This is a genomic window from Nonomuraea sp. NPDC051298, assembly GCF_055586305.1.
Genome location: NZ_JBVJIM010000004.1, coordinates 661,597 through 676,727 on the forward strand (window position 1 = coordinate 661,597; position 15,131 = coordinate 676,727).

14 protein-coding genes are annotated in these 15,131 nt (G+C 70.5%); 6 read left to right on the plus strand and 8 right to left on the minus strand.

Translation table 11 applies throughout. From position 1 onward, the window contains the following. Nucleotides 1-27: 27 nt before the first annotated feature. Both ACZ6S0_RS16540 and ACZ6S0_RS16545 read right to left on the minus strand, forming a co-directional pair. Nucleotides 28-2,466: an ABC transporter permease gene (locus ACZ6S0_RS16540; RefSeq protein WP_465917752.1), complete on the minus strand. Its 2,439-nt coding sequence runs from the start codon at nucleotides 2,464-2,466 to the stop codon at nucleotides 28-30. Then, a complete protein-coding gene (locus ACZ6S0_RS16545) occupies nucleotides 2,466-3,197 on the minus strand; it encodes an ABC transporter ATP-binding protein (RefSeq protein WP_465917757.1) in 732 nt (243 codons plus the stop codon). Before ACZ6S0_RS16545 ends, ACZ6S0_RS16540 begins: the two co-directional genes overlap by 1 nt. A 99-nt stretch (nucleotides 3,198-3,296) precedes the next feature. On the opposite strand from ACZ6S0_RS16545, the gene ACZ6S0_RS16550 reads away from it, so the two are divergent. Next, nucleotides 3,297-3,905: a response regulator transcription factor gene (locus ACZ6S0_RS16550; RefSeq protein ID WP_465917762.1), complete on the plus strand. Its 609-nt coding sequence runs from the start codon at nucleotides 3,297-3,299 to the stop codon at nucleotides 3,903-3,905. Here the strand turns inward: ACZ6S0_RS16550 and ACZ6S0_RS16555 are convergent. The 3 genes from ACZ6S0_RS16555 to ACZ6S0_RS16565 form a co-directional block, all read right to left on the minus strand. Next, nucleotides 3,902-5,881: a sensor histidine kinase gene (locus tag ACZ6S0_RS16555; protein ID WP_465917766.1), complete on the minus strand. Its 1,980-nt coding sequence runs from the start codon at nucleotides 5,879-5,881 to the stop codon at nucleotides 3,902-3,904. The two genes, ACZ6S0_RS16550 and ACZ6S0_RS16555, sit on opposite strands and share 4 nt — an antisense overlap. Nucleotides 5,882-5,890: 9 nt before the next feature. Then, entirely contained in the window at nucleotides 5,891-6,802 is a 912-nt protein-coding gene (locus ACZ6S0_RS16560; protein ID WP_465917770.1) for a hypothetical protein, read from the minus strand. Between the two features lie 167 nt (nucleotides 6,803-6,969). Beyond that, nucleotides 6,970-7,779, minus strand: coding sequence for an NPP1 family protein (locus ACZ6S0_RS16565; RefSeq protein WP_465917773.1), 810 nt, complete (start codon nucleotides 7,777-7,779; stop codon nucleotides 6,970-6,972). Between the two features lie 298 nt (nucleotides 7,780-8,077). Between ACZ6S0_RS16565 and ACZ6S0_RS16570 the strand changes: the two genes are divergently transcribed. After that, entirely contained in the window at nucleotides 8,078-8,284 is a 207-nt protein-coding gene (locus tag ACZ6S0_RS16570; protein WP_465917776.1) for a hypothetical protein, read from the plus strand. 25 nt (nucleotides 8,285-8,309) lie between these two features. Here the strand turns inward: ACZ6S0_RS16570 and ACZ6S0_RS16575 are convergent, their stop codons facing one another. Both ACZ6S0_RS16575 and ACZ6S0_RS16580 read right to left on the minus strand, forming a co-directional pair. Next, nucleotides 8,310-8,957 carry a nitroreductase family protein gene (locus ACZ6S0_RS16575; RefSeq protein WP_465917777.1) on the minus strand — a complete coding sequence of 216 codons (648 nt, stop codon included), beginning with the start codon at nucleotides 8,955-8,957 and terminating at the stop codon, nucleotides 8,310-8,312. Continuing rightward, entirely contained in the window at nucleotides 8,954-9,091 is a 138-nt protein-coding gene (locus ACZ6S0_RS16580) for a hypothetical protein (RefSeq protein WP_465917778.1), read from the minus strand. Before ACZ6S0_RS16580 ends, ACZ6S0_RS16575 begins: the two co-directional genes overlap by 4 nt. 134 nt (nucleotides 9,092-9,225) lie before the next feature. Here ACZ6S0_RS16580 and ACZ6S0_RS16585 point away from each other — a divergent pair, with 134 nt between their 5' ends. Further along, nucleotides 9,226-9,696, plus strand: a complete 471-nt coding sequence (locus tag ACZ6S0_RS16585) for a MarR family winged helix-turn-helix transcriptional regulator (RefSeq protein WP_465917779.1) — start codon at nucleotides 9,226-9,228, stop codon at nucleotides 9,694-9,696. Nucleotides 9,697-9,838: 142 nt separating this feature from the next. Here the strand turns inward: ACZ6S0_RS16585 and ACZ6S0_RS16590 are convergent, their stop codons facing one another. After that, nucleotides 9,839-11,437 (minus strand): MFS transporter, encoded by a 1,599-nt coding sequence (locus ACZ6S0_RS16590; RefSeq protein WP_465917780.1) that lies wholly within the window; start codon nucleotides 11,435-11,437, stop codon nucleotides 9,839-9,841. Nucleotides 11,438-11,695: 258 nt separating this feature from the next. Between ACZ6S0_RS16590 and ACZ6S0_RS16595 the strand changes: the two genes are divergently transcribed. The 3 genes from ACZ6S0_RS16595 to ACZ6S0_RS16605 all read left to right on the plus strand — a co-directional run bounded on the left by ACZ6S0_RS16595 (nucleotide 11,696) and on the right by ACZ6S0_RS16605 (nucleotide 15,121). Then, nucleotides 11,696-12,577: a TetR/AcrR family transcriptional regulator C-terminal domain-containing protein gene (locus ACZ6S0_RS16595; RefSeq protein WP_465917781.1), complete on the plus strand. Its 882-nt coding sequence runs from the start codon at nucleotides 11,696-11,698 to the stop codon at nucleotides 12,575-12,577. Between the two features lie 423 nt (nucleotides 12,578-13,000). After that, nucleotides 13,001-13,582: an AAA family ATPase gene (locus ACZ6S0_RS16600; RefSeq protein ID WP_465917782.1), complete on the plus strand. Its 582-nt coding sequence runs from the start codon at nucleotides 13,001-13,003 to the stop codon at nucleotides 13,580-13,582. A 408-nt stretch (nucleotides 13,583-13,990) separates the two neighbouring features. Then, nucleotides 13,991-15,121 carry a hypothetical protein gene (locus ACZ6S0_RS16605; RefSeq protein WP_465917783.1) on the plus strand — a complete coding sequence of 377 codons (1,131 nt, stop codon included), beginning with the start codon at nucleotides 13,991-13,993 and terminating at the stop codon, nucleotides 15,119-15,121. Nucleotides 15,122-15,131 lie beyond the last annotated feature (10 nt).

Below are 15,131 nucleotides of genomic sequence, written 5' to 3' on the forward strand. Positions count from 1 at the left end.
TCGACGCCCGACCAGCGCGCCACCCGCCTACTCGCGGGCCCCGAGAGCTTGGGCCGGGTGCGGGCGGAGGGTGAGGCGGGCCGGGATGGCCGTCGCGGCCACGGCCAGCGCGGCGATGACGGCGATGATCGCGACGTAGGTGAGGGGCGGGACGTGGGGAAGGGGCGTACGGGTCATGCCGTTGCTGAAGGCGGTCAGGACGGCCAGGGAGATCAGCGTGCCGAGGGCCACGGCCACCGCGGTGGCGGTGAGGGTTTCGGCGCGGAGCATGCGCAGGAGCTGCCGGCGCGTGGTGCCGACCAGGCGGAGCAGGGCGAGTTCGCGGGAACGGGCCGAGATGGACATGGCCAGCGTGTTGACCACGGCGATGGCGCAGAAGGCGATGATCAGCCCCATCGCGACGTAGTTGACCTCGGCGCCGCCGGTGCCCGCCGCTCCGGCCTCGGCGTGGTCGAGCACGGCCACGCCGGGGAAGGCCCGCTCCAGCGCGGCGCGGTCGCCGCCGGCGACGAGCACGGTGGGCCGGGGGTCGTCGACGTGGCCGGCGACCAGGGCGCGGGGGAGCGTCAGGTCGCCGAAGCCGAGGCCGCGCTCGTAGATGGCGGCCACGGTCACGGTAGCGGGCGAGCCGTCGCCGAGCACCAGGTCGATCCGGTCGCCGACGGTGACGTCGAGCCGCCCGGCGGCGGTGCTGCTGACCGCGGCCGAGGTGGCGGCGCCGCTGGTTGCGGCCGAGGCGTCGGCGCCGCTGGTTGCGGCCGAGGCGTCGGCGCCGCTGGTTGCGGCCGAGGCGTCGGCGCCGCTGGTTGCGGCCGAGGCGTCGGCGAAGCCCTTCAAGGTCCCGGACACCACGCCCAGATCGGCAAGGCCGTCCAGCGTGGTGACGGCCTGCGCGCCGTACTTGGTCAGGTCGATGCGGACCGAGGTGCGCACGATCTCGGCGGCGGCCGTCACGCCGGGCACCCGGCGCGCGGCGGCGGCGGACGCGCCGGGCGCGAGCACGTGATCGGCCGTGATCCCGGCGTCCAGCTCGCGTTGGGCGGCGTGCCCGGTCGTGGTCTGGGAGAACAGGATCGTGCACGTCAGCGCCGTCAGCAGGGTGAGCGGCGTGATCACCGACGCCATCCGGCCGGCGGAGGCGCGCAGGTTCCTGCTCGCCAGGTAGCCGGCGGCGCCGGGCAGCCGTACAGGGAGCGCGGTCACCGCCCGTGCGATCAGCGGGCCGAGCAGGGCCACGGACGTCGTCCAGAGCAGGGCCGTGAGCATGGTCACCGGGCTCGCGGCCGCCTCGGTGGTCAGGCCGGACAGCACGACCGTCAGCACCACGCCGCCCGCCGCGGCGAGCACCCCCGCACCGAGGCGCGCCCACGGCAGCCGCGTGCCGGGCAGCGCGGCCTCGCCCAGCGCCTCGACGGGCCTGACCCGCGCGGCACGGCGAGCCGACAGCCGCGCCGCGGCCCAGGCGGCCGCCACCGTGGCCGGCAGCGCCGCCAGCGCGGGGAACGGGCTGACGACCAGCCCCAGGTTCGGCGGCATGGCGCCCAGGGCGACGAACCTGGACCGCAGCCAGAGACCCAGCAGGATGCCCGCTCCGGAACCGATCACTCCCGCGAGCACGCTGACCAGGAGCGCCTCGCCGCCGACGAGCTTCCTGATCTGCCGGGGGGTCGCGGCGACGGCGCGCAGCAGGGCCAGCTCACGCCGGCGCTGCTGGATGGACAGCGCGAACGTGCCCACCACGACCAGGATCGCCACCAGGAGTGACGTGCCCGCCAGCGCGCCGCCGAGGCTGATCAGCCGGATCCTGGCGCTCTCCGCGTCCTGGAACTCGACCGCGCCGCGGGCGTCACCGGTGTACGCCATGGCGCCCTCGACCTGGACGTCCACCGCGGGAAAGACGCCGATCGCCGAGACCATCCCTGGACGGCCCGCCAGCCGCCGGGCCTCGCCGGTGCTGAAGAAGACCGTGCGCTGGCTGGGCAGGGCCTGGGCGGTGACGCCGACGACGCGGTAGCCGGGGATCTTCGCGGTGGCGTTCGCGGCGTCGACGACCACCTCGCCGTCGGAGCGCGGCGCGCGCCCGCGGGCGAGCGTGAACGGGGTCAGCGCGGCCGACTCCCAGCCGTGCGCGGTGAATCCGGCGAAGGGGAAGGTGACCTCGGTGACGACGTCGGTGACGCCCGGCCGGCGTCCCAGCTCGGCGGCGAGGGAGGCGGGGATCCAGCGGCGTTCCGCGAGTTCCTTGGCCTTGATCTTGCCGTTCTCCTTGGGCTGCCGGACGAACCGGTCACCGGCGACGATCATCGGGGCGCCGGCATAGCGCTCGGGGGCGACGGTGCCGCGCAGGCCCGTCTCCAGGAGCATCCCGCAGGCCGTGACCAGCGTGGCCGCGCACAGCAGGGCCACGAACGAGCCCGCGAAGGCGGCCCGGCGGTGGCGCAGGGTCTTCCATGCGAAGGAGAACATCACTTCCACGCCCCCAGCCGGGTCATGCGCTCGGCGATCTTGTCGGCGGTCGGCGCGGCCATGGAGTCCACGATCTGGCCGTCGGCGAGGTAGAGAACGGTGTCGGCGTAGGAGGCGGCGACGGGGTCGTGGGTGACCATCACCACCGTCTGGCCGAGCCCGGAGACGATCTCGCGGAGCAGGACGAGCACGTCGCGGGCGGTCATCGTGTCGAGCGCGCCGGTGGGCTCGTCGCCGAACACCACCTGCGGCCGGGTCACCAGCGCCCGGGCGAGCGCCACGCGCTGCTGCTGGCCGCCGGACAGTTGGGCGGGACGGTGGCCGGTACGACCCTCCAGACCCACCCGGCGCACGATCTCGGCCAGCCAGTCTCGGTCCACCCGAGCGCCGGCCAGGAGGAGCGGCAGCGTGATGTTCTCCAGCACGGTCAGCGAGGAGACCAGGTTGAAGGCCTGGAACACGAAGCCGACCTGCCGCCTGCGCAGCTCCGTCAGCGCGGTCTCGTCCATGCCCGACAGCTCGGTGCCGCCCAGCCGCACCGAGCCCGACGTCGGCACGTCCAGACCGGCCGCGCAGTGCAGGAACGTGCTCTTGCCCGAGCCCGAGGGCCCCATCACCGCGGCGAACGTCCCCTGGGGGATGCCCACCGACACCTCGCGCAGGGCGGCCACCGCGCCGCCGCCCTTGCCGTACACCTTGCTCACGGCGTCCATCCGCACCACTTCCGTCATGGCGTCAAGCCTGGTCAGCGGCGCCTCCCGGGACCAGAGAGCCGATCACGGCCCGCGCATGACGTCATCATGATTCGGACAAACTGGTAGACATATCCCGTGATCCGCATACTCCTGGCCGAGGACCAGCACATCATCCGGAGCGCGCTGGTGGCCCTGCTGAACCTCGAACCCGATCTGGAGGTCGTCGCGGCGGTCCGGTCCGGGGACGAGGCCGTGGCCGCCGCGCCGGCCCACCGGCCGGACGTCGCCGTGCTGGACATCGACATGCCGGGCGCGATCGACGGCCTCGACGCCGCCGCCGAGATCCACGCCAGGCTGCCGGGGTGCCGCACGCTCATGCTCACCGGGTACGGCAGGCCCGGGGACCTGCGCCGGGCGCTGGCCGCCCAGGTGGACGGGTTCGTGCTGAAGACGGCGCCGCCGGAGGAGGTCACCGCCGCGATCAGGAAGGTCGTCCAGGGCGAGCGCGTCCTGGACCCCTCGCTCGCGGTCACCGCGTGGAACCTGGCCGACAACCCGCTCACCCCGCGCGAGGCCGACATCCTGCGCCTGGCCGCCGCCGGGGCCGAGGCGACCGAGATCGCCGCCCAACTGTTCCTGAGCGCGGGCACCGTACGCAACTACCTGACCGCGATCGTCGCCAAGCTCAACGCGCGCAACCGCACCGACGCCGCCCGCATCGCCACCGAGGCGGGCTGGATCTAGGCCGGCACCCAGGAGCGCGTCGGGACCGTCGCGGCCAGCTCGAACCACTCGCCCTCCCGCGCCAGGTCCAGCCGCCCGTCCAGCTCGGCCAGCCGGGTGGTCAGGTTGCCCATGCCCGCGGATCCGCGCCGGATCGGCTTGGCCTGCGCGCCGTCGTTGCGTACGGCCAGTCGTACCTCGCCGTCCCGCTCGGTGGTGCCGATCGCGCAGTGGCGTGCGGAGCTGTGCCGCAGCACGTTGGTGACCGCCTCGCGCAGCACGGCGCCGAGCGCGGTCTCCACGTCGGCGCCGAGCGTGCCGTGGCCGAGCACCACCGAGACCTCGATGCCCGCCGCGGCCAGCACCGAGCGCGCCGAGTCCGCCTCGCCCGTCAGCGACAGCCTGCCCCGTTCGCCGGAGATGGTCCGCAGGTCGCTCATGGCCTGTCCGGTCATGGCCAGCACGTCGTCCAGCTCCGCCCGCGCCGCCTCCGGTTCGAGCCGCCGGGCCAGTTCGCTCTTGAGCAGGATCGCCGCCAGCGTGTGCCCGAGCAGGTCGTGCAGGTCACGCGCGGCGCGCAACCGCTCCTCCACCACCACCGACCGGGCCAGCCCGTCCCTGGCCGCGCTCAGCTCCCGGTCCAGCCGCGCGAGCGTGAACAGGCCGTAGAGGACCAGCCCCGTCACGAGCGTGCTGAGGGTGTGGTTCACCACCAGCGGGTACGGCAGGCCGATGAGGACTCCGGCGACCGCCACCACCGCCATGATCGCGGCCACCAGCGGCACCGCCACCCTGAGTCGGAAGGCGAGCAGGACCGGCCCGGCGAGGAACCCGGTCGTCCCCAGCCATGCCTGCCCGAACAGCGGGATCGGCGCGAGCGTCAGCACGGCCATGACCGCCAGCGCGGTCATGTGACGGCCCTCGACCGAGCGCAGGTGCATGACGATGATGACGAGCAGCAGGGGCGCCGGCCACCACGATCCGGCCAGCAGCAGGCCCTTGGCCGAGAACCCGACCAGGACCACCGCCAGCAGCGCCGTCGACAGCCGGGTGGAGGGGGCGGGGGTGTCCGGCAGCCTGGTGGCGGGCAGCGTGACCTCGACGACGACCTGGGCGGCGGCGTCGATGCCCGTGGTGAGCGTGCCGCCGGCCGCCGCCACCTGGGCGGGGAGGTCGGCCAGGGACTCGTCGGCGGCGCTGCGGGTGCCGTCGTGGGCGATGCTCAGCCGTACCGTGTCGTCGTCCGTGACGGTCTCGATCACGCAGCGGGTGGCGGCGCGACGCCGGACGATCTCGGTCACGACCTCGCGGAGCACAACGGCCAGCAGCGCGCCGGCCGGGCCGAGCGGCTCCGCGTGCCGCATCCGCACCTCTGTGGAGACCCCGGCGGAGACCAGCATGGCCTTGGCGGTGGTGAGTTCGGGACCCAGCGACATCGCGCGGTAGCCGACCGCCGCGGACCTGGCCGCGCTCAGCGACCGCCGGGCCGTCTCCACGTCGGGCGAACCCGCGCGGGCGCCGGCCGCGATCGTGTCGAGCGCGCTGCCCAGGCTCTGGTTGAGTTCGGCGGCGATGCGCAGCCGCTCCTCGGCCGCCGCGGTCATGGCCAGCGACAGCCGGGCCGCGGTCACCTCGTCGATCCTGTCCACCATCGTGGCCAGGCCGTAGACGACCAGGCCGACCAGGACCATGGTGATCGCCGGGTCGGGCGGCCCCAGCAGCGCCGCGCTGCCCGCCACCACCAGCGCGAGCGGCCACAGCCGGGTCAGCAGCAGCGACCCGGCGACGAAGCCGAGGATGCCGACCGAGGAGCCGAACGCGAACACCGAACCGTAGGCCGCGACGCCCTGCACCGCGATGAGCCACCAGGAGCGGCGTCGCGCGAACAGCACCTGTGTGGCGAGCACCACGAGGGCCAGGGGCGACCCGGCGATCACGTAGACACTGGCGAACGAGGCCAGCACCAAAAAGAAGATCCCCTTTGCCCACGTTTGCACCCATGCAGCCTACGATCGCCGCCGAGCCACCACTGCTCCTACCCCCGCCACCGCCACCGCCGCGACGAGCACCGCCGCGACGAGCCCACCGGCAAGAAGCAGGGTCGTCCCGTCGGGATGGACGAGCGCCTGGCCGCGCTGCGCCTGCCACAGCAGCAGCCCGGTGAGACCGGCGTAGCCGAACGCCGCCACGATCACCAGCGGGACGCGGCGGACCCAGAGCGCGACCAGCGGCAGCACCTGCAACGCGTGCAGCCCGACGAAGTGCGCCACCCGCAGGTCACCCGCGCCGGTCGACCAGCCGGTCAGCGGCATCCCGGCGCCGCCGTCGAGGGCGCCGACGGTGTGCGCGCCGATCGTGGCCAACTCCAGGCCGCCGGCCAGCGCGTGCGCCTGCTCCGGGGTCGGCGCGGTCATCAGGTAGCCGACCGACATCCCGGCCAGCGAGATGGCCACTCCCAGCGGGATCGCCCAGGCCATCGCCCGGTCCACCCGCCGCTGGACCACCAGGAAGATCCCCAGCGCGAGCGTCAGCGCCCAGCCCAGATAGGCGGCCCCGCCCATCACCATGAACACGGACTCGTCCAGCGTGGTGGCGACGTTGAAGTGGCTGCGCACGCCGCGCACCGCCTGGAAGGTGATGGCCGAGATCTCCGGCAGGACGAACCCGGCCACCGCGACCGTGCCCAGCCACCACAGCGTCCGCCGCCACCGGTCCACCATGCTGATCATCCAGGCGAACGTGATCGCGTAAAGGCCGAAGGAGGCGGCGAACTTGAACGGCTTGAGCCACACCCCTTCACCCAGCACCATCCGCTCGTCGACCACCAGGCCGATCCCGCTCACCACGGCGAGGGCCGCCATGGCGATCGCGCATGCGGTGAGCGGGCCGTGCCATGTCCTCTGACGCGGGGCGACCATGATGTCTCCTTCAACTCGACTGGAGACAACCCTGCTGGCCTGGCCTGTCACGAACCAGAGACGTGATCACCGGCTCGGCGTGACCTCGTCACGAATCGGGCAGGTCGGCCCGCTCGGCGTCCCGGCGGCCGGGCCGGATCGCCGTCGGCAGAGGACGCCGTGCCCGGTCAGGCGTAGGGGTCGAACGGGATTCCGGCCGGCTTGGCCTTCGCCAGCTCCCCGCCGAACGAGGAGTCCTTGAGCCCGAAGCTGGCCGAGCCGAAATCGTGCGCCACCAGGCGGTCGCGGAACCCGGCGGGGTAGTTGTCCCAGCCGACCAGCGGCGGGAACTGCCAGGTGCCCTTGTGGTTCTCCGGCTGCTCGTCGAAGTTCGCGAAGCGGAACGCGTGGGTGGACAGCCCGTCCTTGTGGTAGATGATCTTCGGGTGCGTCCCGTCCCACGGGAGCTGCGAGCGCGCGCGTACGTTGTAGGCGCCGTGCTCCGACGCCGCCACGTACTCCGCCGTGCCGTTCTGGACCCAGACCACGACGTGCTCCCAGTCGTGCCGGTGCCCGCAGCAGCCGGGCAGCGTCTGGTCCTTCTCGAAGTAGAGCCCGTAGATGTAGGCGCACCAGCCGTTGTTGCACTTCGAGCGCGAGTAGGAGTTGGTGTTGTCGAGGTCGGACAGGTCGCGGCACTGCCCGTTCACCGCCCCGCCGAGCGCGAGGCCCGGGGCGATGGCGCCGTCACGGCCGATGGCGGGCGTCGGGTAGCAGCCGTCGCCGTCGTAGTCGAACGCCGGCTGGTAGGTACGGTCGTCCGACGGCGCGGCCCCGTCGAGTGCCGTCGGCGGGGCCGCGTACGCGATGCCCGGGACGGCCAGGACGATCACGATGGCGCCCACCAGCGCCCGCAGGGCGAAGGATAAGCGCCGCGATTTCCGGCGACGGGAGTGCGGAATGTGGTTCGTCGGCGTTGGGAGGTGCGTGACGGGCATGACCTGGACTCCTGACAGAGTGAGTGAATACCGGTTATGTCCGTTGTCTTCGTCTCACGAAACCGCCGCACTGACCAGAAACCGCGGAGGGCGTTACCGGAAATGTGGCGAGAACGACCGGTGAAACCCGTCCAGGATTGTCATGGCGAGTCCATGTCGTACGCGACCCCGCCTGGCGATGTTTCCCGGCCGGGCGTCGCCGAAGGACTGTCAAGCGACTCTCAAGATCCATGCAACTCGCCGGATCTATCTTGAGCAGGTCACCCCCGCCCACCACCAGCATCGGAGGCCCAGGGGCATGGCCTACTTCTGGGGCGCTGTGGCCGCCCTCATCATCGGAGCCATCGGCTACGGCATCGCCCGGGTCGTCGGGCAGGAGCCAGGGCCGGCGGCGTTTCTTGGTGGCAGCGCGGCGGTTGCCATGTTCCTCGTCGTGGGATGCGGGATGTCCGAGACGGAGGCCCTGTGCAACACGCTCCTCCCCAGCAATTCGTCGTCGTGCTGACAGCAGGCCGTGCCCGGGACGAGGCTCACCAGCGATCCCAGTGCAGCACCTCCTCCCGCGGGACACGGGGAGCGGGCTTGAAGTCGGTGCCGAGAGTGAAGGCCAGCGGAATGAAGGCCGCCAGCATGACCTCCTCGTAAGGCACGCCGAGCACCTTGGCCAACTCGCGTTCGAGCGGAGCCTGCGCGGTGGTCCACACGGTGCCGAGGCCGCGCGCCCTGGCGGCCAGCATGAAGCTCCACACGGCGGGCAGGATCGACCCCCACGTGCCCGCCTGCTCGGCCACCGGCGCCCGGTCGGTGCGGCCCTCCACGCCGGGGATGACGAACGCGGGCACCCGGTGGATGTTGGCGGCCAGGTACCGCAGGCTGTCGAAAACCCGCTCGGTGGAGCCGGAATGGTAGCTCATGCGCCACAGGTCACGCTCGGTCAGCGGCTGCCCCGTGGCCTGCGTCAGCGCGCGCAGGAAGATGTCGGCCACGGCCCGGCGCTGCTCGGCCTCGGTCACGACCATGAAGTGCCAGCGCTGCCGGTTGCGCCCGGTGGGCGCCTGCACGGCCAGGTCCACGCACTGCTCGATCAGCTCGCGGGGCACCGGCCGGGTGAGGTCCAGGCGTTTGCGCACGGCGCGGGTGGTGCTCAGCAGTTCGTCGGGGGTGAGGTCCAGCGTCACGACGGGTCTCCTGTCAGGTCCCTTGCGATGGCGGGCAAGGCCACGCCCATCAGCGACAGGTCCATCGAGTCCAGGAACACCGCCGCGCACGGCAACACCAGGGCCGCCTGTTCGCGGCCGTCGGCACGTGGCACGATCACTCTCCATCTGAGCACAAACAATTTTCCTACAGACGATTAAAGACCGTACGCCCGCAAATCATCTGCTGTCAAACGATCGGTGACAAGACGAATCCGGTGTAGGCTGAGGCGGAGCGAAGAGGAGACCGATGGCCACCACGACCAAGACAGCCGACCGGGCACGACCGACGTACTTCCCGCGACTGGCGGCCGAGCGGCTGGACATCGCGCTCTGCCGGGCCTCGGCCGCCGTGGCCCGCGCCGCGGACACCCACGCCGGCGAGGAAGGGCTCGGAGTCGGCCAGCACCTCGTGCTCCAGATGCTCGACGCCGTCGGCCCCTGCTCCCAGCAGACGCTCAGCGAAGAACTGCGCATCGACCGCAGCGTCATGGTCAGCGTCTGCGACGACCTCGAACGGGAGGGCCTCGCACGCAGGGAGCGCAACCCCCGCGACCGCCGCTCCTACGCCGTCACCATCACCGACGCGGGCCGACGGCGACTGGACGAGGCGCAGACGTCGATCCCGGCCTTCATCGAGGACACCTTCCAACCCCTGACACCCGACGAGCGCGACCAACTGAGCACGCTTCTCGGCAAGCTCCTGGGAATCGCCACCTGACGCGACGGCGTCGCCTCGGGTGTTTCGGGTGCGCCGCCTCGGCTCCCACAACGCTCCAGAGGAGGCCGACGTCGAGCGGTAGTCGTCCAGGGCCCGCTCCCGCAGCTCCCGGATGTGCCGCCAGGGGGCGTCGGCAGCAGGTTCAGGCGGTAAGGTCCCCCCTCCCGGCGCGGTCGCTCGACAAGAGATCGCCGGAGGGCTCGCGCCCGGGGTCCGCCGCGGGGCCGTCCGGGTCGATCCGCGCCGTACGGAGGTAGCCGAAGGCCAGGACCGCCATGATCAGCATGATGCCGGCGCCCGCGTACGCCGCGATCCGCATCCCGTCGACGTACGCACCGGACGCCGCGGCCGCCAGCGCCCGGCCGACGGCGTCAGGAAGCTCGCCCGCGGCCGCCAGGGCGCCGCCCAGGGTCTCGTCAGCCACCTCCGCGACCTCCCTGGGCACGCCGATGGGCATCTCGCCGGCGAGCGTGGCCCGGTAGACGGCCACCCCGATGCTGCCGAGGATGGCCGCCCCGAACGCCTGCCCGAACTCGGTGGCGGACTCGAACAGCCCCGAGGCCGACCCGGCCTTCGCGGGCGGCGCCGTCGCGACCACCATGGCGGACGCCAGCGCCTGCACCGAGCCGATGCCCCAGCCGAGCAGGAACAGCCCGCCGAACAGCAACGGCAGGTTGACGTCCGTGCCGAGCTGCGAGATCAGCAGAAAGCCCGCCGTGCCGGAGAGCATGCCGTAACCCATGACGTGCCCCGGCCTGACCCATCGCGTGAGCGCCGCCCCGAGCAGCGAGCCCGCCGTCGCGCTGACGGCCGTCGGCAGGGTCATCAACCCGGCCACGATCGGGCTCATCCCGAGCACCGACATCAGATATTGAGTGATGAAATAGAACGTTCCGACCAGAGCGAACACCGCCATCGTGGCGACGACCAGCGAGACGCCGAAGGCGCTGCTGCGGAACAGGGCCAGGTCCAGCATGGGGTCGGGCAGCCTCCGCTGTCTGCGCAGGAACAGCACGACGAACACCAACCCGGCCGCCGCCGCGATCCACACGGGCACGGAGTAGTCCTGCTCCGCGACCTGCTTCACGGCGTAGACGAGGGGCAGGGCGGCGAGGAGGACGAGGGCAGCGCTGAGGAGGTCGAACCGCCCGGGGTCGGGGTCGCGGTATTCAGGCAGGAGCGGGGCGAGCACCAGCAGCAACACCATGATGGGCACGCTGATCAGGAAGACCGCGCCCCACCAGAAGCTCTCCAGCAGCCAGCCGCCGACGATCGGCCCGGCCACGCTGCCGAGCGTGAAGACCGCGGCCCACAGGGCGATCGCCATCTGGAGCTGGCGGGAGTCGGCGAACATGGCCCTGATGAGGGCCAGCGTGGACGGCATCAGCGTCGCCGCCGCGGCCCCCTGCAGGCCGCGGGCGGCGATGAGCAGCTCGGCGCTGGGCGCGTACGCCGCGATCGCCGACGTCACGGCGAACGCCGCCGCTCCCAGCAGGAGCAGCCTGCGCCGGCCGATCCGGTCGCCCAGCGAGCCCATCGGGATGAGCAGGCCGGCCAGCAGGAAGGCGTAGATGTCCACGATCCACAACTGCTGTGCCCCGGTCGGCTCCAACTGGGCGCTGAGCGAGGGCAGCGCGAAGAACAGCACCGTCACCGTGATGGAGATGAGCAGCACGGGCAGCATGAGGACCGCCAGGCCGGTCCCCTCCCTCCAGCCCGCCCTGTCCGCATCGGCGTCCATCGAACACACTCCTCTCGTACTATGTACGCGCGATTGATGTACAGCATACGTGAATAGCGGCAATCAACCAGTGGCGCAAACCAGATTTCCTCTATCCACTCCCAATCTCCTAGATAACCTCTATCGATGCGAACAACCTCGCCCCAGAAACGGTCCAATGAGGTCATTTCGTCACACCTGACCACCGGCTTTTCATCACATAATGGCGGTGATAACATTTCCTCACAGCCCAAGGTGATGTGACGAAATGAGGTCGGCATGCTGACGTGCGCGCAGTGCGGGACAGAGCTCACGGCGGCTCCCCGCGGGCGCAGGCCCCGCTACTGCTCGCGGTCCTGCCAGGCACGCGCCTACCGGGCCCGCCTCGGCGCACGGCCCGACCAGGACACTGACCGGGCGATCGGCGAACGGGGCGCGCCCCCGCCCGCCCCTCCCGCCGAACCCCGCTCCGCCTCCGACGCCGGGCTCTCCCGGGAACGCATCGTCCGCACCGCCATCGGCATCGCCAACGCCGACGGCCTGGAGAGCATGTCCATGCGGCACGTGGCGCACGAGCTCGGCGTCAAGGTGATGTCGCTCTACAACTACATCGACGGGAAAGACGAGCTGATCGACCTCATGGTCGAGGTCGTGTTCAGCGAGGACGACGAGCGCCGGCCCGGCGGCGGATGGCGGGCCGAGCTCGAAGCCGCGGCCCGATGGGAGTGGGCGCTGTACTCGACCTACCCCTGGGTCCTCGAAGTGATCGCCACGGTCCAGCCGCCCCTCGTTCCCAGCCTGCTGGCAGGGTTCGAGCGGGGTCTCAGCGCACTGGACGGCCTGGGCCTCGACCCGGTGACGACCCACCACATCTACCTCGGCGTGAGCGGCATCGTGCAGGGCCTGGCCCTGCTCAGAGTGAGCGAGATCGCGTCCGAACGGCGGGGCGGCCACATCTCGCTCAGCCAGTGGCGAGCCGTGAAGGTGCCCGCGGTGCTGGAGGAGCTGGGCACCGACAGATACCCGAGGCAGGCCGCCCTGCACGACAACCCCGGGGTCCTCACCGACCTGGAGGAGATCTTCGAGTTCAGCCTCCGCCGGCTCCTGGACGGCATCTCCCTCTTCCTGGAGGGGCAACCCAGGCCCTCCTCGGAGGGGTAGGCCGGGCCGCATCCGGCTTTCCTCCGCGCTCTCGTGCTTTTCTGTGCTTTTCTGTGCTTTTCGTGCGACCGCTCAGCCGTCCGCAACGCTTGGGCCTGCCGAGCCCGGCCTTTGCGCACTGAGCACACCGATCCGCACTGGGCCAATCCGACCAGCCCACGGCTATGGATCTTGGACTGGGAATACCGGGTATGGTGCGGCTTTGCTCTACTGTCACAGTCTCCCTGCGTGGGCTCACGCTCACCGGCTTCTGGATGACGCGGAAAGGAGGTAGCGGTGCTCTTGACGCGGCTTGCGGCTCCGCACTTGCCGAGCGGCTGGTCTGGCGGCCTGCCCCCGGTACGCCACCTTGTCGAGCATGGGCTGACCTTCACCCGTCCGGTCACCTTCCTGGTGGGCGAGAACGGGTAAGGGAAGTCGACGTTGGTCGAAGCCATTGCTGATGTGTGCGGCATCAACTCCGAAGGCGGCAAGGCGGGGACCAAATACTCTTCGACCGGCGACCCCACCCCGTTGGGGTCGGTCCTTGACGCCGAACTCACCGCCATGGGGGTGCGACTGCTGCATGGTCCTCGTCTGAAGCGGCGAGGATTCTTCTTCCGCGCCGAGACGCTGTTCAACCTCGGGCAGAACGTGTCAGGCATGCATGGATTCTGGGAAGGCGACCTTGCGGAGCAGTCCCATGGCGAGGGGTTCTTCACTGTGCTCGAACGCATGGTGTCGGGGCCGGGGCTGTATCTGATGGACGAACCCGAAGCGGCCCTGTCGTTTCAGTCATGCCTGCGCCTGGTCGCCCTCATGAACCGCGTCGCAGGCGAGGGCGGGCAGATCGTCTGCGCCACTCACTCGCCGATCCTCGCCAGCCTGCCGGGTGCGCAGATCATCGAACTGGGCGAGGACGGCATTCACCCGGCGGAGTGGGAAAACCTCCAACTGGTTGACCACTGGCGGCGTTTCCTCGCCAAGCCGGATTTCTACCTGCGGTACGCCCTGGACGTGGACTGAGACAGAAGCGGACGGCCTTCAGGCGGTGGTGAGCGGAATGGCCGGAGGCCACCTGTAGGGCGAGCGTGCGCGAGTTCCGCCGGGGTCTTCGCGCAGCGTGCGGCAAGCAGGGGATGTCAGCGACGGCGTGGCGGTTGTCGGTGTGCTGCGGGTCGTGGAAGTGGATCCTTGTAGCGCTGGATCGGGCGGCGTCACAGGCTTGTCAAGACGCAGAGAGTGTTACCGGTTCGCCCCTTCATCGCCCCCTGTGAGATGTTGTCGCGCTCCAATGAGGGCGATTGGATCAAGGGAGTGATCTTCTGCGGTGCTTCGCCAACGGGGGATTCGGGCCGCACCGCCACGCTTCACGGTCACGCACCTCCCCTTTGGACGTCTGGGTAAGACTCGCGCTCAAGGAGGCCACGTCCCATGTCCGATGCCCCTCTGCTGCACTACAGCACCAGCACCGCGCCTCTTCAGGCGGGCAGCCCCGACAAGCCCGCCGCCAACACCATCGACATCACCGTCTCCAGCCCGGCCGGTCAGAAGATCTACTGCAGGAAGATCGACATCGCCGTCCCGATCAACGCACCCGACGACGGAGGCGCGTACTTCACCGAGGACCCGCAGTCCTCGATCAGCGGCAAGTGGAGCACCGCGTCCGCCCGGGTGGAGAGCGGGCGGAAACTCGGCCTCGCCCCGGCCACGAACTATTACCACGTCATTTTCCAGGCCCCGCCCGTGCCGGGGCTCGACCTCATCGACAAACCGCTGAAGATCAGCATCACCGGCAACCTCGCCGCTGCCCCTGGCAGTGAACTCACCTGCCAGATCACCGAAACCTCCGGCACCACCAGCGGCAAATACGCACCCAAGACACCCCAGGCCCTGACCTGGGACACCGCGAAACCCGCCTTCTACCTGCGTAACTTCCTGGCCGGCGGCTCGGACAGGCCGACCGTTCCCAGAACGAAGTTCAACGCCGGTGACGAGGTCTACCTCTCCTGGGAGAGCAACGGCAGCTTCTTCCAGGTGTACGACGGGGACGGTACGACCCTCTACGAGGGAATCGCCAGTTCCTGGACCGTCCCGCAGGGCAAGGTCCTCAGTGACACCACCTTCACCCTGCAGGCATCCGAAACGCAGGAATCCACCGCAGGTTTCCGGCCGGGCTCCCTGTACGCCACCATCACAGTCACCGTCAACAACCCGACTCTCAGCGGATTGACCAGCACCGGAGATATCGCGGCCAAGGCCGGGCTCGAAGTGAGCGGGCTGCTGGACGTCGATAGTCAAATGACCATCGGCGACTTCCCGGTCAGGTCACTCGGCAACTACCTGGGCCTCGAATGCGACGTGATAATCGGCGGGAATCTCCTGGTCAGGGACAGGGAAGATGGCAGAACATTCCTGACTCTCGGCAAGGATCATATGGAATTCAACGGGTTTCTTCGCTTGTACGACCTGTTGGTTCGAGGCGAAAACGGTGTCGGCAAACTGACAACCAAAGACAGCGCCGGACTGAAAGTCGTAAAGCTGGAGTACGAACAGGACATCTGACCACGATCCC

Bases quoted from the DNA above. Each gene is read 5' to 3' on its own strand.
- ACZ6S0_RS16540 (WP_465917752.1), bottom strand. From the start codon at position 2,466: ATGTTCTCCTTCGCATGGAAGACCCTGCGCCACCGCCGGGCCGCCTTC.
- ACZ6S0_RS16545 (WP_465917757.1), bottom strand. From the start codon at position 3,197: ATGACGGAAGTGGTGCGGATGGACGCCGTGAGCAAGGTGTACGGCAAG.
- ACZ6S0_RS16560 (WP_465917770.1), bottom strand. From the start codon at position 6,802: ATGGTCGCCCCGCGTCAGAGGACATGGCACGGCCCGCTCACCGCATGC.
- ACZ6S0_RS16565 (WP_465917773.1), bottom strand. From the start codon at position 7,779: ATGCCCGTCACGCACCTCCCAACGCCGACGAACCACATTCCGCACTCC.
- ACZ6S0_RS16570 (WP_465917776.1), top strand. From the start codon at position 8,078: ATGGCCTACTTCTGGGGCGCTGTGGCCGCCCTCATCATCGGAGCCATC.
- ACZ6S0_RS16585 (WP_465917779.1), top strand. From the start codon at position 9,226: ATGGCCACCACGACCAAGACAGCCGACCGGGCACGACCGACGTACTTC.
- ACZ6S0_RS16590 (WP_465917780.1), bottom strand. From the start codon at position 11,437: ATGGACGCCGATGCGGACAGGGCGGGCTGGAGGGAGGGGACCGGCCTG.
- ACZ6S0_RS16595 (WP_465917781.1), top strand. From the start codon at position 11,696: ATGCTGACGTGCGCGCAGTGCGGGACAGAGCTCACGGCGGCTCCCCGC.
- ACZ6S0_RS16605 (WP_465917783.1), top strand. From the start codon at position 13,991: ATGTCCGATGCCCCTCTGCTGCACTACAGCACCAGCACCGCGCCTCTT.